This window comes from Streptomyces sp. NPDC059866, assembly GCF_042731325.1.
Lineage (GTDB): Bacteria > Actinomycetota > Actinomycetes > Streptomycetales > Streptomycetaceae > Streptomyces > Streptomyces flavusporus.
Map to the genome: position 1 here is coordinate 305,150 of NZ_JBHWJT010000007.1, position 18,993 is coordinate 324,142.

Consider the following 18,993-nt stretch of genomic DNA (forward strand, 5'->3'; position numbering starts at 1 on the left):
GTGGTGGGGAGTGGCCGCGGCCCTGATGGCGAACGTCCTGTACAGCAGCGGGTTCGTGCTGGAGAAACGGGCACTGGCCGCCCTGCCCGAGGTCACGGTCCGCCGCCCCGGCCGCCTGCTGCGCCTGGTGCTCGGCAGTCCGCTGTGGATCGGCGGCTCGCTCGCCCTCGCGGCCGGGTTCGCCGCCCAGCTCATCGTCTACCGCACCCTGCCGATCGCCGCCGCACAGGGCATCTTCGTCTCCGGCCTGGTCCTGCTCGTCCTGCTCTCCGCCCGGCTGCTGGGCGAGGAGACCAGCGGCCGTGAACGGTACGCGCTGGCCGCGATCCTCGCCGCCCTGCTGATGGTCGTACTGTCGCTGGACGAGGCCACGGACACGGTCAGCCGGCAAGCCCCCTACGCCCTGGTCCTGCTGCTGTGCGTGCCGTCGCTGGCGTCCGGCGTGTGGCTGTACCGCGCCGCCGAACGCCGGGCCCTGCGCCGCCACCGGCTGCCGACGACCGGCGTCGAGTACGGGGTGGCGGTGGGCCTGCTCTACGGGGTCAGCTCGGTCGCGATCAAGGGGGTCTCCGGCTACTGGACGACGAGCGATCCCACCGGAGCACTCCTGGGCGTTCTCCGCTCCCCGTACCCGTACCTCCTGCTCTTCACCGGCGCGTTCGGCCTGATCATGTCGCAGGCCGCGCTGCAACGCTGCCGGGCCTCGCTGATCGTGCCGGTGTGCACGACGGTGACCTGCCTGTACACGGCGGTGCTCGGAACGCTGTCGTTCGGCGAGGCACTGCCGGACGACCCGTTGCGGCTGGCACTGCGGCTGGCGGGCACGGCGCTGGCGGTCACGGTGCTGCTGAGCATGCCGAAACACGACAAGGCACCCCAATCTCCCCTCCCCGCCAAGGAGTTGACACCCCCATGACCCCCGACGACCCGCTGCTGAAGATCCTGGCGTGCCCTCTCGACAAGGGCCGGCTGCACCTGCTGCCGCCGGACGGATCCATGGCGTCGAAGGAGGCCCTGTACAACCCACGCCTGCACCGCCGCTACCCGATCGTCGACGGCATTCCGCAGCTCCTGCCGTCCTCCGGGCAGCAGGTCACGGAGGACGAACACGAGGAACTCCTCAAACGGATGGCCCCATGACCACCCTTGCGGCCCGCCTCGCCCCCTTCCTCCCGGCCCGCCTGGTCGCCGCGACCGCCCGCGCGGTGTACCCCCGCTTCGAACCGGAGCTGGCCAGGATCGCCGACTTCTGCCCGCCCGGCTGCGGCACCGCGGTCGACGTCGGCGGCTGGTACGGCCCGTGGACCCGCCGGCTGAGCGCCCGCTCCCGCCGCGTGGTGACCGTGGAACCCGTCCCGCACCTGGCACGCCTCCTCTCCTCGACAACCCCGGCGAACGTCAACGTCATCCAGGCCGCCGCCACGGACCGCCCCGGCACCGCCCGCCTCTGGCTCCCCCCGGACGACACCGGCGACCGAGGCGTCTCGTCCCTCGTCCGCCGGGACATCCACGCCCACGCGGTGGAGGTCCGCTGCGTCGCCCTCGACGACCTGGGCCTGAGGGACGTCGACTTCATCAAGGTCGACGTGGACGGCAGCGAACTGTCGGTCCTGCGCGGCGCGACGGCGATCCTGGCCCGCGACCGCCCGACCCTGCTGGTGGAACTGGAAACCCGCATCCAGCCCATCACCCCGGTCGTGACGTACATGTCGCTCCTCGACTACGACGGCTGGGTACTCCCCGGCAGAGACTGGATCCCCCTCTCCGACTTCCCCCTGGAGTCCCACCAGGCGCTCACCTCCCACGTCGCCTCCCACGGCCTGCTCCGCCGAGTCCTCCCCCTGCGCACCCGCCCCCGCTACGTCAACTCCGTCCTCTTCCTCCCGGACGGCCGGCGTCCGGGCGGGCGCCGGGTGGGCGACGATGGCTCCCATGCCGCCACGCTCAGAAAAGCCCCCCGCTAGCGGAAAACCCGCCGCCGGCCCCTTCACGCCGCTCGACTTCCAGCTCGTCCTGCTGCGCCGCATGGCCGACCACAACCCCGGCCTGGTGGAGGACGCCCGCCGCGAACTGGGCGTCTCGCTCCCACAGATGCGGGAGGCGAACAAACGCTGGCAGGCCATGCTCCGCTCCCCACGGTCCCGCAGCGCGGCATCCCGCTACCGCTCGGTCCTCGGCCCACCCGAGTCGACGACCCCCCGCCGCATCGGCGACCTCGACTGCGAGGCCTGGCAGTGGCCGCTCCCCCTCTGGCCGGACCTGCGCTTCGAGGTCCTTGTCGCGCCGAACGGGGTGGTGTGGAACGAGTGGCTGGTCCGCGCACCGGGCGCGGAAGCCCCCGCCCTGCACACGATCGACGACCTCACCCCCTGGTCCTGCACGGTCGACGAGGCGGCCCGCGCCTTCGCGCCCGCCCGGCCTCTGGAGGGGACGGCACCGACGCGATGGGGGCTGGCTTTTGTGGCGCCGGACGCGCGCGGCGTACGGCGGCAGGTGGTCGCCGAGTTCACGTGGGGGCTGTTGCAGCGGACGGCCGTCGGCGACTAGTGCGCCGGAGCGCGGCAAAGGGCGGGAGCGGTGGTGACAGGTCGTCCACATGGGCGTGCGCTTCGACGAGGCGGTGCTCAAGAACCGCGGCGGACATCACCTCACGAACGTCCGCCTTCCTCACGACGGTCAAGTCATGACGCAATTGGCCGATTTGGCCCATCGCCCCGCGCCCGCACCCCCACCAACACCGGGCACCGCGATCGACCAGCTGAGCCAAATCGGCCAATAGCAACGTCGGCCAACGGGCCGGCAGGTTGTCCACAGGGCTGTGCGGCTCTCCCGGCTTCTCCGGCAACCTGGGCCCGTGGCAGACGGGGACCGCAGAACGCTGGGCGAGCTGGGCGAGGGCGGAGTGCTGCTCGTCTCCCGTGCCCTGGAGGCCGGGTGGCCCCGAAGTTCACTCACGCGTGCCCTGCGTACCGAGGGCTGGACCCCGCTCCGGCACGGTGCCTGGGCCGAACCTGGGCGGACCCCGGACCTCGTCACACAGCTCCGGGCGATGCAGCTACTCGAGCCCCGGCTCGTCGTGAGCCACGGGTCGGCGGCCGCGCTCTGGCTGATCGAGACCCTCGCGCCGGCCTCCGTCAGACCACTCGGTTTCACTCTCCCCGAGCTCAACCACCGCCCGAAGGGAAAGGGCGTTCGGGTCCACCGCCTCCCCCTCGCCCCGGACGAGGTGACGGAACGACAAGGCCTGCGGGTCACCGGCGCGATCCGTACGGTCGCCGACCTGCTTCGGGCCGGACCACGGGACGAGGCCCTGGCCGCCGTGGACTCGGCGCTCTCGCGGCGGACGGTCGGCGGAGTACGGCGTGCGCCGCTCACGGTGCACGCCACACTCGCCGCCGCGCTGGACAGCCCGATCCGGGGGTCGGCCAGGGCACGCCGGTGGCTGGAGCCGGCCGACCCGGGCGCAGGTTCGCCGGCGGAGACGATGGCACGCCTGCAACCGCATCGCGCAGTGCCCCGAGGTACGCCTGGTCCTCCGCTTCACCGCCGAGGACGTCATTCACCGCCCGGCGTGGATGATCCGGCAGATCCGCGCCGCCCTTGCAGCGTGCGCGAGTCGGGCGCCTGCGAGAGGGGGCGCTGTGCGAGCGTGAGCTTGAGAGTGCGGTGCGTCTTCCAAGGCGGGGCGCTTGACTCCACAGGCGGGCAAACGGCCCCAGCCGCGAAAAGGAATCGGCCCTGCGACACGGCGTCGAGCGCATCCACCGCCATCCACATCAGCTTGCAGCCCTCCTCACGGAGCGGCACCGCGTGACCTGGCTGAGCCCGGAGGGCGGCGCTGTCGGTCGTGTGTCGTACTGTTCGCCGAGCTTCGTCACCCCATCGGAGAACCGCATGTCCTCGCTTGCCCGGCTTGTCGCAACGCTTGCCGCACCCTTGCCCGCCTCACAGGCATTCGCCCCGTCCCTGATCGGGCTGCCGGGATGCAGGGCACTCGTGCAACGATGCGACAGCGAGCTGGTCGTACAGGACGTGGACGGCTCCTTCGGCACGGCGGGCGAGGCCACGATCCGGTTCCCCGCGCCTTGGCCGCGGCGGTTCGGCACGTCCACGGTGGCACCGGACGGGAGCCTGGCGGTCTTCGCGGGAGTGCACGCGCTGCGGGCCATCGACCGTACGGGAACGGTCCGGTGGGAGGTCCGCCACGGTTGCTGGTACGGCGCCTGCAGAGAGATGCACCGCTCGTTCGAGGAGTACGCCGACGACCGCGACCACCGGTACCCGGACGGCGGCTCCGCCGGCTTCTCCGCCGACGGCCGCCTGGTGTGGGCGCACGTACGCGGTCCTTTGCCCGGCGGCGAGCTGGACGCGGAGACAGTGGACGAGTGGCTGGTCCTCGACGCCGTCGACGGACGGCTGCTCGCACGGGCGAACGCCCGGTCGGCGGCCGCCGGCAGTGTGCACGTGCCCCATCCGGATCCGCGACGGATGGGGTTGACCATCGGGGAGGGACAGGACGGATCGCCCCTGCGCTGGGGGCGCTGGGACGGCGAGACCCTGACCGTGGGGTACTTCGAGGACCAGGACCTGGTCCTGCTCGACGTAAGCCCGTCGGGCGACCGGTTCCTGACCGTGAACCACGATCAGGACACCCTGGCCGTACACGACATCGAGGACGGCTCCGTCCTGGCTGAGTGGGACGCCGAGTCAGCCATCCCCCGACACCCCGACGCGGAGCCCGACAACGACGAGGTGTGGCCCTTGTGGGACTGGGCGGGGGGCTTCATCGACGAGGCCACCATGATCACCGGAACAGTCGAGAGCGACGAGGAGTGGGGCGAAGGCCGACACTGGCTGATCGGCACCTCCCCGACGCGCTCGCCTGAACCGGTCACCTATCCCTTCCCGGTGTCCGGCACTCCCACCGGGCTCGGTGACGGGACCTGGTACACGGTCGCAGAGTCCGAAGTACGCGTGTGGGCGCTGCGCTGACCGCCTTCCGCCGAGAGCAGACCCTGCCATTGTGTTCTCCCCGCAACCAACTGGGTGGCCAGGATCGATCTCGGGGTCTACGGGCAGCTGCCCGCCGGTGACAACGGCCTGTTCTGGCGCGCAGGCCCCTCGGAGCGCGCCAAGGCCGCCCGGCGCCGCAAGTAGCAGCGGGTGAAGTCCCCCCCGGCGAAGGCCGACATGGCCAGGTCGGAGGAGTTGGCGGGCATTGCCGTACCCGTGTGGGAGATGTTGCAGCGGACGCTGGTCGCCGACCAGCCAGGCCCGCTACGGCGCCGGCTTCAGACCGACCCGCCTCCGTACGAGGTTGATGCCGACGACCTCGACGGACAGCTCGTCGCCCACCTCGGGCAGGGACAGGCCGGTGAGCGTGTCCCGGTGCACGAGCCCCTCGACGCCGTCGGCCACCCGCACGAACACGCCGAACGGGACCGCCTTGGTGACCGTGCCGCGTACCACCCGGCCGAGCCCGTTCCGTGCGAACTCCGTCAGCGGGTCCGGAGCAAGGGCTGCCAGGGACAGCCGGACCTGCTGCCGGGGCAGTTCGAAGGCGAGGATCTCGGCCGTGACCTCCTGGCCGACGTGGACGACCTCGTCGAGCGAGTCGAACCGGTGCCGGGAAAGTTCGGGGACGGTGACGAAGCCCTCGACGCCGTCGAGGTCCACGAACACACCGAAGGGCGCGATGCAGGTGACGACCCCCCGTACGATCTGCCCGCGCTCCAGCCCTCGCCACGTGGTCTCGGCCCCGGCGAGCCGGCGCCGGGTCCCCACGAGCGTGGCCAGATCCTCGGCGAGCGCGATCTCGACCGTCTGCAGCGCGGGATGCTCCAGCCAGTACCGCCGGGGCAGGTCCACGGCCCCCTCGTGCAGCGGCGGCCAGTCGGCGGCCGGGGTGAAGTCGTCGATCACGATCGTGCCGCCCGGGGTGAGGAGCCGGGCCGGGTCGGCCGGGGTGTCGTCCGCGGCCTTGGCCGTGCCGCCGCCGTCGAGGACCAGCAGGTCGTAGGGCCCGTGCTCCTCGATGCGCTGCCAGTCACCCGTGACCACCTCCACCTCGGGCCGGTCCGCGAACACCTCAGCCGCGACCCGGGCCCGCTCCGGATCCCGCTCCACGCTCACCAGTCGTACGCCCTCACCCGCCCCCGAGGCGAGCCAGGCCAGACCGACGCCGCAGCCCGTGCCCGTCTCGCCGATCAGATAGCGGGCGCCGCCCGCCAACGCGTGCAGCAGACGGCCCTGTTCGGGGCGGCAGGAATGAGGGAAGCCGTGGGCGCGGGCGGCGGTGAGGGCGCGTTCGACGAGCGGGGGAAGGGGGCCTGCGGAGTCGTACGCGTCCGTTCCGGAGATCGACATGCCGGCGATCCTGCCGCACCGGCCGTGCGCCCGTAAGGCTCAGGTGCTTCTTCGCTCCGCGACGAAGAACACGGCCACATAGCCGAGCCGCACCGTGATCACCACCCCCAGGCCCGCCCACACGAGAGGCCACGGCTCCCCCTGGCTGCCCACCAACGACGTCGGCACGGCGCCGACCCGGCCCCGGGGGTCGTATGTGACATCCAGACGGTTTCCCGGACTTGCCCACCGGACTCCCATGATGAACTTGTCCGGTCGTCCGGCCGCGCAGTTCAGACGGTGCACGTAGTCGGTCCGGGTGCTGGTGTGCGTCACGTTTCCCGCGCTGTCGTAGTGCGTGGTCGTGTGTCGCTGTTCGTCGACCTCGACGACCGTGCACCTGGTGTGCCTGCCGCGGGTCTGCAGCACCTCGTCCTCCACGAAGCCGCTCACCGCTGCCGCCACCCCGCACAGCAGCAGACTGCTCAGTCCCATCACAAGGAACCGGGCGATGAACCACCTCTCACTGCGGAGGTAGAGCAGGAAGGAGAAGAACCCGCCGGAGAAGCCGACGATGACCAGCATCACACCCAGGGCCGCGCTCGGCCAGCCGGGGCCGTGAGCGTTCAGCATGGCTCCTGCGTACGTGACTCCCACCACGGACACCGGGATCGCCACAGCGATGAACGCATCAACGGCCGCCCACGCCCAACCGCGTTCGTGGGTCATGAGACGGTCGAGCAAGGCCGAACCCTTCTCGACGACCGTATCGACAGCGCGGTCCACGAGCCCCTGCCCCGGCTTGCGCATAGCCCTCCCGCAGTCGTACTCACGCTCACAGGGGACATGCCCCCGTGATTCCGTGCGTCACCCCATGCCCCGACTCCCGTCATGAGCCTGCTCCGTTGGCTCCGAGAGTGGACCGGACCCCACCCCGTCGCCGAAGATCACCGGGGTGCAGAATGACCCGTATGTCGAAAGCGAACACCCCGAAGACAGCAACGATCGACGACGCTCCGCTGATCAGTCGCACCTTGGCCCGCGCCTTCGACGACGACCCGATGATGCGCTGGTTCTTCCCCGGCGACGCCTCGCGCGAGGCCGGGCTGGGCCGCTACTTCACCACCATCTTCACCTGGCAGTACGTCCACCACAGCGTGTGTGAGCGCACCGAGGCGGGGGCCGCCTTCTGGGTGCCGCCGGAGGCGCAGGCCAAGGCCGTTCCCGACGCGGAGACCATCCAGGAGCTCCAGAACATCCTCGGCGACCGAGCTCCCCTGTTCAGGGACACTGTCGAGACGGCCGCCGAGCACACGCCCCAGGAGCCGCACTGGTACCTGGCGGTGATCGGCGCCGACCCGGCCGCCCAGGGCCAGGGACACGGGGCCGCTCTGCTGCGCTCGGGGCTGGCCAAAGCCGACGCGGCGGGCCTGCCCGCCTATCTGGAGTCCTCCAAGCCGTCCAACCTGCCCTTCTACGAGCATTTCGGCTTCACCGTGCGTGAGAAGCTGCGGCTGCCGGGGAACGGGCCGGTGCTGTGGGCGATGTGGCGCGAACCGCGCCGCCCTGCCGGTGTCTAGAAGGCGCTGATCACAGAGCCGGAGCCTTGCCCGCGTTCCCCGCCGCCACCATCGCCTCGGCCACCCGCGCCACCGACCCCGTGTGCAGCGACAGGAAGAGGTTCGGCTCGACCAGCTCCAGCTCCATCACCCGCGGCTCCCCGTCCTCCCCGTCCACCAGATCGACGCGCGCATACAGCAGGTCGGGCGCGTCCGGTACGGCAGCCAGGGCGCGCTCGGCGACGGCGAGTTCGGCATCCGTCGGTTCCCACACCTCCAGCCCCGGATGGGCGACCTTGCGCTCGTCGTACGGCGTCCCCGGCGCGAGCACGGCCCCCTTGCGGCTGGCGTGCAGCAGCCGCCCGCCGAAGAACTGCAGCGCCCGCTCCCCGGCGGTGTCGATGCTCCGCACAAACGGCTGCACCATCGCCGTGAGCCCCTCCTCATGCAGGCGCGCGAGGTGTCGTACCGCCGTCTCCCGCTCCTCGGGCAGATAGCGCGCGGCGTACCGGGCACCGGCGCCGGAGGTGGGCTTGACGACGTACTCGTGGTCGTCGGGGAGGTCGGCGGGCTCGCCGGGGGCTGTGTAGCGGGTGGGGACGGTCGGCACTCCGGCCGCCGCCAGCTCACCGAGGTACCGCTTGTCGGTGTTCCACCGCACCACGTCCGCCGGATTCGCCAGCCGCGTGGCCTTGCCGCACGCCTGCGCCCAGGCCACGAACTCGGCGGCCCGCCAGCTGTAGTCCCAGGTCGAGCGGATCACGGCGAGATCGAACCCGGCCCAGTCGACCGCCGGGTCGTCCCACTCGACGGCCACCGCCTCGGCACCGCCCGCGGCCAACGCCACGATCAGCAGCGGCAGATCACGGTCGACGCTGACCTCGGGGCCGGGGCGGCAGGTGACGAGGGCGATTCGGGGCACGGCGGGCTCCTCGGGGACGACGGCGGAACGCTGCGCAGGCTAACAATCGCCTCCGCGACCGAAGAAGACCGCTTGACCTTCCCCTTTGGTGAAGACCCAGCATCGGTGGCGGAACCGGAGGAGTGCGAGGTGCACATGAACATGCTGACGATCGGGGCGTTCGCCGAGGCGACCCGGCTGTCGCCGAAGGCGCTGCGGCTGTACGACGAGCTGGACCTGCTGCGCCCCGCCCGGGTCGATCCGCACACCGGCTACCGCTACTACGCGGTCGAGCAGTTGGAGCGGGCCCGACTTGTGGCGTGGCTGCGTCGGCTGGGCATGCCACTGGCCAGGATCCGTACGGTGTGCGCCCTCCCGCCCACGGCCGCCGCCCAGGACATCCGCGCGTACTGGGCGCGGGTGGAGGCGGAGACGGCCGAGCGGCGGGACCTCGCCGCATTCCTCGTCGACCACCTGACGACACCGTCCCGAAAGGACCCCGCCATGAGCACCCTGGAACTGCGCTATGCCGCCCACTCCGACCCGGGCCTGGTCCGCCCGGCCAACCAGGACACGGCCTACGCGGGCACCCGCCTCCTCGCCGTCGCCGACGGCTACGGCCCTGCGGGCGGCCCGGCCAGCACCGCCGTGGTGGAGGCGCTGAAGGTGCTGGAGGAGGCGGAGGAGGTGCCGGCGGGAAGCGTGCTGAACCTCTTGGAGTCCGCGGTGCGGGACGCGTCCCTCGCGGTGCACGACGTCTCCGCTGCCGAGGAGGCGGGGACCACCCTCACCGCCATGCTGTGGACCGGCTCCCGGCTCGCACTCGTGCACATCGGCGACTCCCGGGCGTATCTGCTGCGGGACGGCGGCCTGTTCCGCATCACCCACGACCACACGGTGGTCCAGTCGATGATCGACGAGGGCCGCCTCACCCCGGAGGAGGCCACGACCCATCCCCAACGCGCCCTCCTCCTGAAGTCCCTCACGGGCACCGCCCCCGCCGCCCCGGACCTGCGCCTGCACGACGCCCACCCGGCCGACCGCTATCTGCTGTGCTCCGACGGCCTGTCCACCGTGGTCCCCGAGGCCCGGATACGACAGCTGCTGACCATCGCGCCGACTCCCGACGAGGCGGTTCGCGCGCTGGTCGGCGCGGCGAACGAGGCGGGCGGCCCGGACAACGTCAGTTGTGTGGTGGCGGACGTGGTGGAGGCGGTCGCCTGACGGACGGGGGCCGGTCAGCGCTCCCCCTCCGGATCCCAGTCCAGCAACCGCACCTTCGCCACCGTCCGGACATGCCGACGCATGGCCGTGGCCGCTCGGCCGGGCTGCTGGGTCTCGATGGCGTCGAGGATGGCCTGGTGCTGGGCGAGGGAGCGGGTGGGGCGGCCGGGTTGGCGGAGGGATTCCGTGCGGCTCTCGGCGATCTGGTCGGCGATGGAGCGCATGAACTCGGCGAGGATGCTGCTGTGCGCGGCCGCCGTGACCGCGCCGTGGAAGAGGCGGTCGCCCTCGACGCCGTGACCGCCCCGCTCGATCTCCGCCGTCATGTGGGCGAGGGCCGACCGCATCGCGGCCAGGTCCTCCTCCGTGCGGCGCTCGGCGGCCAGTTCGGCGAGTTTGGTCTCCAGGGCCTCGCGGGCCTCCAGGACGTCGGGGAGGCGCCGGCGGCGTTCGACCAGTTTCTCGACCGGTTCCACTTCGAGGCTGTCGCGGACGAGGTACGTGCCGCCGCCGTGCCGTGCCTCCACCAGGCCCTGCACCTCCAGGACCACGATCGCCTGCTTCACCGAGGCCCGGCTGACGCCCAGCCGCTGGGCCAGGTCACGCTCGGGTGGCAGCCGGTCGCCGGCGCGCAGGCCGCCCTCCGTGACGTACTGGCGCAGCCGGTCCAGCACCTGCTCGTACAGGCGCTGCTTCGTCATGGGGCGCAGGGCGTCGGTCACTGGGTCCCCCTCTCGTCGGGAGCCTAGCACCGGCGGGTTCAGTGGTTGAGTGGCTGAGCCAATTCCTGCGCGACCCCTTGACGTCCCCGGCCGGTGCGCGCACGCTGACCAGCCAGTCGGCAAGTGGCTCAGCCACTCAACCACTCATTGTTCGTCCTCTCGCCCGCTCGTCCATTCCCCTCACCGCTCCGGGACCCAAAGACGGGAGCCCGTATGTCCCCCGAACTCATCTCGATCCTCGTCCTCGCCGTGGTGTTCGTCATCGCCACCACCCGCTCCATCAACATGGGCGCGCTCGCCTTCGCCGCCGCCTTCGCCGTCGGCACCCTCGTCGCCGACCTCGACGCGGACGGCATCTTCGCCGGCTTCCCCGGCGACCTGTTCGTCGTCCTCGTGGGGGTCACGTACCTGTTCGCGATCGCCCGCGCCAACGGCACCACCGACTGGCTGGTGCACGCCTCGATCCGGCTGGTGCGCGGCCGGGTCGCGCTGATCCCCTGGGTGATGTTCGCCCTGACCGGCGCGCTCACGGCGATCGGTGCGGTCAGTCCGGCCGCCGTCGCGATCGTCGCGCCGATCGCCCTGAGCTTCGCCGTTCGCTACGGGATCAGCCCGCTGCTGATGGGCGCGATGGTGGTGCACGGCGCGCAGGCCGGCGGTTTCTCGCCGATCAGCATCTACGGTTCGATCGTCAACGGCATCGTGGAGCGGGAGAAGCTCCCGGGCAACGAGATCGCCCTCTTCCTGGCCTCCTTGGTCGCCAACCTCGTGATCGCGGGTGTGGTGTTCGTCCTCTTCGGAGGGCTCAAGCTGTGGAGGCAGGGGGCGGTGACGACCTCGGACGGGACCACGTCGACCGGGAAGCAGCCTCCAGCAGGAACCAGCACCGGCACCGGCGCCAGCACCAGCCCCGCTCCCACCGCCGTCCTCACCCGCGACGACGACCACGAACCCGGCACCCGCCTCACCCCCGCCCGCATCGCCACCCTCGTCTCCCTGGTCGCCCTCGTGGTCGCCGTCCTCGTCTTCGACCTGGACGCGGGGCTGACCGCGATCACCCTGGCCGTCGTCCTCAGCACCGCCTGGCCCGAGGACAGCCGCGCGGCGGTCGGCCAGATCGCCTGGCCGACGGTCCTGCTGATCTGCGGCGTGCTCACCTACGTCGGTGTCCTGGACGAGATGGGCACCATCACCTGGGCCGGTGAGGGCGTCGGCGGCATCGGTGTTCCGCTGCTGGCGGCGCTTCTGCTGTGCTACATCGGCGCGATCGTCTCGGCGTTCGCCTCGTCCGTCGGCATCATGGGCGCGCTGATTCCGCTGGCGGTGCCCTTCCTCGCGCAGGGCGAGATCGGGGCGGTCGGCATGGTGGCGGCGCTGGCGGTGTCGGCGACGGTGGTGGACGTGAGCCCGTTCTCGACGAACGGCGCGCTGGTCCTGGCCGCGGCACCCGACGTCGACCGTGAGCGTTTCTTCCGGCAGCTGATGGTGTACGGAGGGATCGTGGTGGCGGCGGTGCCCGCGGTGGTGTGGCTGGTGCTGGTCGTGCCCGGCTTCGGGTAGCCCTCACGTGCGACCTGGCAACAGGTGACGACGCCCAAGACGACTAAGGAGTACGACGCGTGTCCTCTCTCTTCCCGGCCCTGACGAACAGCCCGGGTGAGCACATCGCCCTGCGGTTCGGCGACCGGTCCCTGTCCTACGCCCGACTCGCCGCGGCGGCCGGTGCCGTCGCCGAGCGGGTACGCGGTGAGGGCCGCGTCGCCGTGTGGGCGACGCCCGCGCTGGAGACGGCCGTCGGGGTGGTGGGAACACTGCTCGCGGGGGTCGCCGCCGTTCCCCTCAACCCGAAGTCCGGAGAGAAGGAGCTCGGTCACATCCTCACCGACAGTGCGCCGTCGCTCGTCCTCGCGGCACCTGGCGACGAATTGCCGGACTCCCTGAAACACTTGGAGCGGATCGACGTCGATGCGCAAGCGACTGGCGTGCTCCCCGAGGAGGAGACCGACGACGCCGCGCCCGCCCTGATCGTCTACACCTCCGGCACCACCGGCCCGCCCAAGGGCGCCGTCATCCCCCGCCGGGCGATCGCCGCGACGCTGGACGCGCTCGCCGACGCCTGGCAGTGGACCGGCGAGGACGTGCTGGTGCACGGGCTGCCGCTGTTCCATGTGCACGGGCTGGTGCTCGGCATCCTGGGCCCGCTCCGGCGCGGCGGTTCGGTGCGGCATCTGGGCCGGTTCAGCACCGAGGGCGTGGCGCGGGAGCTGAACGGCGGGGCGACGATGCTGTTCGGGGTGCCGACGATGTACCACCGGATCGCCGAGGACCTCACGGACAGCCCGTCGCTCGCCAAGGGGCTCACCGGCGCGCGGCTGCTGGTCTCCGGTTCCGCCGCGCTGCCCGTGCACGACCACGAGCGGATCGCGGCCGCCACCGGCCGCCGGGTCATCGAGCGGTACGGCATGACCGAGACGCTGATGAACACCAGCATCCGCGCGGACGGTGCGGCGCGACCGGGGACGGTCGGTGTGCCGTTGCCGGGAGTCGAGCTGCGGCTGGTGGAGGACGACGGGACGCCCATCGGCTCGTACGACGGTGAGAGCGTCGGCGAGATCCAGGTGCGCGGGCCGAACCTGTTCACCGAGTACCTCAACCGGCCCGACGCCACCGCCGCCGCCTTCACCGCCGACGGCTGGTTCCGCACCGGCGACATGGCGGTCCGCGACCCCGACGGCTATGTCCGTATCGTCGGCCGCAAGGCCACCGACCTGATCAAGAGCGGCGGTTACAAGATCGGCGCCGGTGAGATCGAGAACGCCCTCCTGGAGCATCCGGGGGTGCGGGAGGCCGCCGTCACCGGGGAGCCCGACCCGGATCTCGGTGAGCGGATCGTCGCCTGGATCGTGCCCGCCGACCCGCAGACCCCGCCCGGCGTCGAGGAGTTGGCCGATCATGTGGCCCGCCGGCTCGCCCCGCACAAGCGGCCACGTGTCGTGCACCACCTGGAGTCCCTGCCCCGCAACGACATGGGGAAGATCATGAAGCGGGCGCTGGGCGGCCATGCCTGAGCGCCCCTCCGCCCGCCGGGCCATCGCCCTCGTCGCCGACGAGTTCACCGAACTCGCCTGTGAAACCAGGGAGTTCGGGCCCGACGGGCCCCTCTCCTGGCAGGGCTACGACGCCTCCCGTGCCCGCGCCGCCGCACGCACCGGTGAGGACGAGTCCGTGGTCTGCGGCACCGCCCGCATCGAGGGCACGGACGCCGTGCTGATCGCCTTCGAGTTCGGCTTCCTCGGCGGCTCGCTCGGCGAGCGCACCGGCGACCGGCTGGAGGCGGCGTACCTGCACGCCCGCGAGCACCGGCTGCCGGTCGTGTCGCTGATCGCGACGGGTGGCAGCCGGATGCAGGAGGGCATGGTCGCGCTCACCCAGCTCCAGCGGGTGGCCCGGCAGTCGGTGCTCACCCGGGAGGCCGGTCTGCCGCAGATCGCCGTACTGCGGGATCCGACGACGGGCGGCGGCTGGGCCACCCTCGGGGCCGGCGCCGACGTGATCCTCGCGCTGCCCGGCGCCCAGGTCGGCTTCGCCGGTTCCCGGGTGCGGCCGGCGGACGCGGACCCGGCGGCGTACACGGCCGAGGCGCAGGTGGCGGCCGGTGCGGCCGACGCGGTCGTACCCGAGGAGGAGTTGCGGGCGACGCTGGGGCGGTGGCTGCGGCTGCTGACCGCGTCCTCGGCCGAGCCCGCGCCGCCGCCCCGCCCGCTCGGCGCGACCGACCTGCCCGCCACCGGATGGGACGCCGTCCGGCGCGCCCGCTCACCCCGGCGTCCGCGTGCCCGGCGCTACTTGGATGCCTACTTCACCGACCGTGTCGCGATCGGCGGCGATCGCTGCGGCGGCACCGACGACGGCATGCTGTGCGGCTTCGGGGCGCACCAGGGGCGTACCGTCGCGTACGCCGCCCAGACCGGAACCGCGACCCGTCCCGCCGGCTACCGCACCGCCGCCCGTCTGATCCGGCTCGCGGACCGGCTCGGTATCCCCGTGCTGACCCTGGTGGACACCCCGGGCGCGGCCAATGACGCGGAGGCGGAACGGCTGGGGGTGGGCGCCGCGATCGCGGAGGTGTTCGGCGCTGTGGCGGCCGCGCGCACGCCGGTCACGACGCTGGTGATCGGCGAGGGCGGCTCGGGCGGCGCGCTCGCGCTCGCGGCGCCGGACAACACATGGGTCACCCCGGACAGCTACTTCTCGGTGATCGCCCCGGAGCTGGCGGCCGCCATACTGAAGCGGCCTCCCGAGGAGGTGGAGGCGACGGCCGGTCAACTGCATCTTCGCCCGCAGGACTTGGTGGAGCTGGGGATCGCCCGGACAAGGAAGTGACACACGGCGGTGCCGCCTCCCCACCGTGAAGAGGGAGACGGCACCGCCCACGTCCGGCTAACGGACGCCGACCGCCCGGATGATCTCCTGCGTCACCGAGCCGCCCCGGTCGTCGCTCGCCGACGCCCGCAGGGAGACGTACTCGGCGTCGCCCGGCACGGTCAGGGTGCCGCGCCAGGAGTCCGCGTCGCCGGTGAGCCGGACCGGATGCCACGACGTGCCGTCGTCGTACGACACCTCGAGCGTCCCGCCGCCGATGCTGCCCGTGCCCGACGCGTCGGCCACGTACTCGGCGTGGACGGCGACGGGCACCTTCCGCCCGCCGGGCACATCGCCCGCGAGGTCGGTGTCGACGTCGAAGCCGAGGTTGATCAGCGGCAGATACGTCCAGCGGCCGGTGGGTGTGGCCGCCGAGCGGAACGTCCACTCGGCGTGGCCCTCGGTGGCGAGTTCCCAGCGTTCGGGGTCGAGTGTGGTGTCGGTGACGACCTTGTAGGTGCGCTCGTCGGCGGGTGCGTCCCACACGTACACGCCGGAGCTGCGGCGCCGGTCGACCAGTTCCCCGTCGAGGTACACCTCCGTGTACTGGGTCATGCCGGTCTCCTCGCTCCAGACGTCCCCGAAACCGGTGTGGTCGGGCCCGGAGTCGCCCCAGCCGGGGGTGTTGAACTGGAGCTGGCTGCCGACGCGTTGCTGCCCCCAGCCGAGCCCGGTGCCGAGCCAGGGATGCCAGACCGGCCTGAACCAGTTCAGGTCCGGGCGCGTGCCGCCCCGGTAGCGGACCAGCCCGCTGCGTTCCTCCAGCGCCCCGTCGTCCATCGTCACCGACTCGTGCCACAGCTGACCGTCGGCCGTGGAGACGTAGTCCGTGCGCTCGGCCGGGTAGTCGATCCGCTCGCGGAAGCCGATCCCGATGGGGAAGGTGTCGGTGATGGAGTACCGGAACTCGCCCCCGCCGACCGGCTTCACCGCATGGAACTTCGTGTGCACCGCGGCGAGTTCGCGGCGTTCGTCCGGCGCGTAGGTCAGATCGCGGTCGGGTACGGCGCCCTTGTATCCCTTCGACAGGTCGTACACGTAGGGCGTGTTGCGCGTGCCGGTCATGTCGACCGTTCCGGCGGCCCGCAGGCGCTCGGCGTCGGCCTTGTCGACCGTGGCGATCTGCAGCGGGCGGTCGGCGTAGTCGTCGGTGCCCCACCAGGCGTTGAGCCGTCCGGGGTTGTCGTCGGTCACGAACAGTGCCCTGACGCCCGCGTCCTGTGCCGCCTGGGCCAGCGCGGCCGGCTCGGTGCCGTCGGTGAGGCGGGCCAGGACCGCCTTGCCCTCGACGCCGGTGAAGGGTCCGTCCCCGGCGTCCACCAGCGGCAGCCTGCTGCGGCCCTCGATCAGTGTGCTGCCCGGCTGGGCGAGGGCGTTGCCGATGCCCTTGACGTCCAGCAGCGGTTTGCCGAGCCGCCAGACGGTCCGGTACTCGAAGCCGCCCTGGGTGACCTTCTCGGTCGGCGCGGCGAAGACGCTGTCGTACTTCACCGGGACCTGGGCGGCCCCGAACAGGTCGGCGCCGTTCGCGGTCCGGTCGTACTCCATGATCAGTTGCCGGGTCTCGGTGCGCCGGTCGACGTCGGCCCTGATCTCCCGCAGCTCCCGTCCGTCCAGGGTGACCTCCCGGTCCCGGTCCAGGACGACCTCGGGTGCCGCGAGGAAGCCGAGGCCGAGTGAGTCGGTGCCGTGGCTGCCGCGCACGTCGAGGAAGGAGGTGAGGCTGTACGTCCCCGGCTTCAGCCGCAGCTTCAGCGTCCCGGAGTCGCCGACGTACGCCGGGAAGGGGTTGACGCGCTCGGCGAGGTGCTGCACCACGAGGTCGGCGGCGGTGGCGGCCCCGTCCCGGTCCTTGACGTGCACGGTGAGCGTGTACCGCTCGTCCTCCTTGACCAGCCCGAACGCGGTGTGCGCGACCGGGGTGCCGGCGGCGGAGGCGACGATCCGCCCGCTGGTGTTGCCCACCGGCGCCTTGGAGCCGTCGCCGGTCACGGTGGTGGACGCCGTGCCGTGCGCCGGCACGGTGAGGGTGGTGTCGGCGAGGGTGGCGGCCTCGCCCTGCACGGCGAGGTCCAGCTCGACGTCGGCGTCCGAGGTGTTGGTGTAGGTGACGGTCCTGGTCACCGGCTGGTTGTTCTCGTACGGCCACTTGTAGAAGCCGAGGTCGACGCTGCCCGTGGCCGTGACCTCGGCCCCGATCGCGTCCGGCACGCTGACCCGCCCGGCGCCCAGTGTGTAGACGGACGCGTCGAGCTGCTTCGACGTCGACATCAGCGCGTCCTTGAGCTGCGCGCCGGTCCAGTCGGGATGCTGCTCGGCGAGCAGGGCGGCGACGCCGGCGACATGCGGGGTCGCCATGGACGTACCGCTCATGGAGACGTAGTCGCCGCTGCCGCCGCTGAGCCGGGAGCGGGCGGCGAGGATGTTCACGCCCGGAGCCGCGAGGTCGGGCTTGAGTGCGTTGTCCCCGTACCGGGGCCCGGCGCTGGTGAAGTAGGCGGCCTGGTCGGCGGAGTCGACGGCGCCGACGGTGAGCGCGGCGTCGGCGGCGCCGGGCGAGCCGATGGCGGAGGGCGCGCCGGTGTTGCCGGCGGCGATGACGAAGAGGGCGCCGGTCTCGGCGCTGAGGGTGTTGACGGCCTGCGCCATGGGATCCGTGCCGTCGCTGGGCTCGGTCGAGCCGAGGCTCATGGAGACGATGTCGGCCTGCACCTCGCGTGCGGCCCACTCCATGCCGGCGATGATCTGCGACTCGCTGCCGGACCCCTCGTCGCTGAGCACCTTGCCGACGGCCAGCGCGGCCCCCGGCGCGACCCCCTTCTCGGCGCCGTCGGACGCGGCGCCGGTGCCGGCGACGGTGGACGCCACATGCGTACCGTGCCCGTCCCGGTCGGCGACCTCCTGCCCCTCGATGAAGCTCCTGCTGGCGGACACCTGCTCCGCCAGGTCGGGATGGGCCGCGTCCACGCCGGTGTCCAGGACGGCGACGGTGACACCCTTCCCCGTCAGCCCCGCCTCCCAGCCCGCGGGGGTCCCGATCTGCGCGTTGCTCTCGGCCATGTCGGCGTCGACCCGCCCGTCCAGCCAGACGCCCGCGATGCCGTCCTGCCGGGTGAACGCCCGCCAGAACGCCCGCCCCTTGTCCGCCTCCACGGCGGCCCCGCGCACACTCTGAAGCGTCCGCGTCCGCTCGGCACCGCGCGGGGTGACGGCCCGTGTGCCCTTCTCGTACGTCACGATCAGCGGCAGCTCACGGGTGTCGCTGTCGGCGAAGCCCTGACGTATCAACTCGCTCACGTCGAACAGCCGTCGGTCGAGAGTGCCGGCCGCAGATACGGCAGTGCCTCGTCCGGTACGACGGTGATGTGGCCGTTCGCCTGCTGGGTGCGCACGGCGCCGGTGGCACCCCGCGGCCGGTCGACGGTGACCGTCTTCCGTCCGCCGCCTAGCTCGGCGACGGTCACCTTGTCGCCGGTGACGAGTGTGACGGTACGGGCCGCGGGCGCCGCACGCGTGGACACACCGGTGTCCTGCGCCGACACCGGGCTCACGGGCAGCGATGCGAGTACGAGCCCGGCCGACAGGAGGATCGCTCCGTGTCCGACTGGTCCTCTGGTCATGTACACGCCTCTCTTCGTCGGGTGGTGGGGAAGAGTGTCAGGCGCTTTGTGTTGCAGGGGAGTTGAACGGAGCTGGCGGATTGACGCAGTGGCGGTTTCCCGCCAGGTCCGGCGCCGGCAGCGCAAGCAACGCGGCGGCAAGCCGCGGAGAACCACCCGTACAGCCGCACCCCGCCCGGCCCCCTCCAGAAGGCGCCGCC

The 18,993-nt window shown here is 72.1% G+C and carries 15 protein-coding genes and 1 pseudogene; 11 read left to right on the forward strand and 5 right to left on the reverse strand.

What is annotated here, in order from left to right:
- Positions 1-10: 10 nt before the first annotated feature.
- The 6 genes from ACFV7R_RS13710 to ACFV7R_RS13735 all read left to right on the forward strand — a co-directional run bounded on the left by ACFV7R_RS13710 (position 11) and on the right by ACFV7R_RS13735 (position 4,992).
- Positions 11-916, forward strand: a complete 906-nt coding sequence (locus ACFV7R_RS13710) for a hypothetical protein (protein ID WP_385263378.1) — start codon at positions 11-13, stop codon at positions 914-916.
- Positions 913-1,140: a Trm112 family protein gene (locus tag ACFV7R_RS13715; RefSeq protein ID WP_385263295.1), complete on the forward strand. Its 228-nt coding sequence runs from the start codon at positions 913-915 to the stop codon at positions 1,138-1,140. The genes ACFV7R_RS13710 and ACFV7R_RS13715 overlap by 4 nt, the downstream gene beginning before the upstream one ends.
- Complete coding sequence (locus ACFV7R_RS13720) at positions 1,137-1,964, forward strand: FkbM family methyltransferase (RefSeq protein ID WP_385263296.1); 828 nt, start codon at positions 1,137-1,139, stop codon at positions 1,962-1,964. The genes ACFV7R_RS13715 and ACFV7R_RS13720 overlap by 4 nt, the downstream gene beginning before the upstream one ends.
- On the forward strand, positions 1,924-2,547 hold the full coding sequence (locus ACFV7R_RS13725; RefSeq protein ID WP_385263297.1) for a hypothetical protein: 624 nt from the start codon (positions 1,924-1,926) through the stop codon (positions 2,545-2,547). The genes ACFV7R_RS13720 and ACFV7R_RS13725 overlap by 41 nt, the downstream gene beginning before the upstream one ends.
- Positions 2,548-2,596: 49 nt before the next feature.
- Positions 2,597-2,779 carry a hypothetical protein gene (locus ACFV7R_RS13730; protein WP_385263298.1) on the forward strand — a complete coding sequence of 61 codons (183 nt, stop codon included), beginning with the start codon at positions 2,597-2,599 and terminating at the stop codon, positions 2,777-2,779.
- A 1,217-nt stretch (positions 2,780-3,996) separates the two neighbouring features.
- Positions 3,997-4,992, forward strand: a complete 996-nt coding sequence (locus tag ACFV7R_RS13735) for a hypothetical protein (RefSeq protein ID WP_385263299.1) — start codon at positions 3,997-3,999, stop codon at positions 4,990-4,992.
- A gap of 285 nt (positions 4,993-5,277) precedes the next feature.
- On the opposite strand, the gene ACFV7R_RS13740 is transcribed toward ACFV7R_RS13735, so the two are convergent.
- Together ACFV7R_RS13740 and ACFV7R_RS13745 are read right to left on the reverse strand one after the other, a co-directional pair.
- Complete coding sequence (locus tag ACFV7R_RS13740; RefSeq protein WP_385263300.1) at positions 5,278-6,366, reverse strand: S1 RNA-binding domain-containing protein; 1,089 nt, start codon at positions 6,364-6,366, stop codon at positions 5,278-5,280.
- Positions 6,367-6,405: 39 nt separating this feature from the next.
- Positions 6,406-6,978, reverse strand: a complete 573-nt coding sequence (locus tag ACFV7R_RS13745) for a hypothetical protein (RefSeq protein ID WP_385263302.1) — start codon at positions 6,976-6,978, stop codon at positions 6,406-6,408.
- Between the two features lie 329 nt (positions 6,979-7,307).
- On the opposite strand from ACFV7R_RS13745, the gene ACFV7R_RS13750 reads away from it, so the two are divergent.
- On the forward strand, positions 7,308-7,925 hold the full coding sequence (locus tag ACFV7R_RS13750) for a GNAT family N-acetyltransferase (protein WP_385263304.1): 618 nt from the start codon (positions 7,308-7,310) through the stop codon (positions 7,923-7,925).
- A gap of 10 nt (positions 7,926-7,935) precedes the next feature.
- On the opposite strand, the gene ACFV7R_RS13755 is transcribed toward ACFV7R_RS13750, so the two are convergent.
- Positions 7,936-8,826: a RimK family alpha-L-glutamate ligase gene (locus ACFV7R_RS13755; RefSeq protein ID WP_385263305.1), complete on the reverse strand. Its 891-nt coding sequence runs from the start codon at positions 8,824-8,826 to the stop codon at positions 7,936-7,938.
- 135 nt (positions 8,827-8,961) lie between these two features.
- Here ACFV7R_RS13755 and ACFV7R_RS13760 point away from each other — a divergent pair, with 135 nt between their 5' ends.
- Complete coding sequence (locus ACFV7R_RS13760; RefSeq protein ID WP_385263306.1) at positions 8,962-10,029, forward strand: MerR family transcriptional regulator; 1,068 nt, start codon at positions 8,962-8,964, stop codon at positions 10,027-10,029.
- 14 nt (positions 10,030-10,043) lie between these two features.
- Here ACFV7R_RS13760 and ACFV7R_RS13765 read toward each other — a convergent pair whose 3' ends face one another.
- Complete coding sequence (locus tag ACFV7R_RS13765) at positions 10,044-10,751, reverse strand: FadR/GntR family transcriptional regulator (RefSeq protein ID WP_385263308.1); 708 nt, start codon at positions 10,749-10,751, stop codon at positions 10,044-10,046.
- A gap of 213 nt (positions 10,752-10,964) precedes the next feature.
- On the opposite strand from ACFV7R_RS13765, the gene ACFV7R_RS13770 reads away from it, so the two are divergent.
- From ACFV7R_RS13770 to ACFV7R_RS13780, 3 genes are read left to right on the forward strand one after another with little or no spacing between them, the layout of a single operon-like run.
- Entirely contained in the window at positions 10,965-12,311 is a 1,347-nt protein-coding gene (locus ACFV7R_RS13770) for an SLC13 family permease (RefSeq protein ID WP_385263309.1), read from the forward strand.
- A 59-nt stretch (positions 12,312-12,370) separates the two neighbouring features.
- Positions 12,371-13,819 carry an acyl-CoA synthetase gene (locus ACFV7R_RS13775; RefSeq protein WP_385263311.1) on the forward strand — a complete coding sequence of 483 codons (1,449 nt, stop codon included), beginning with the start codon at positions 12,371-12,373 and terminating at the stop codon, positions 13,817-13,819.
- Positions 13,812-15,134 carry a carboxyl transferase domain-containing protein gene (locus ACFV7R_RS13780; protein ID WP_385263312.1) on the forward strand — a complete coding sequence of 441 codons (1,323 nt, stop codon included), beginning with the start codon at positions 13,812-13,814 and terminating at the stop codon, positions 15,132-15,134. Before ACFV7R_RS13775 ends, ACFV7R_RS13780 begins: the two co-directional genes overlap by 8 nt.
- A gap of 57 nt (positions 15,135-15,191) precedes the next feature.
- Here ACFV7R_RS13780 and ACFV7R_RS13785 read toward each other — a convergent pair.
- Positions 15,192-18,793, reverse strand: a pseudogene (locus ACFV7R_RS13785) (S8 family serine peptidase).
- Positions 18,794-18,993: the final 200 nt, after the last annotated feature.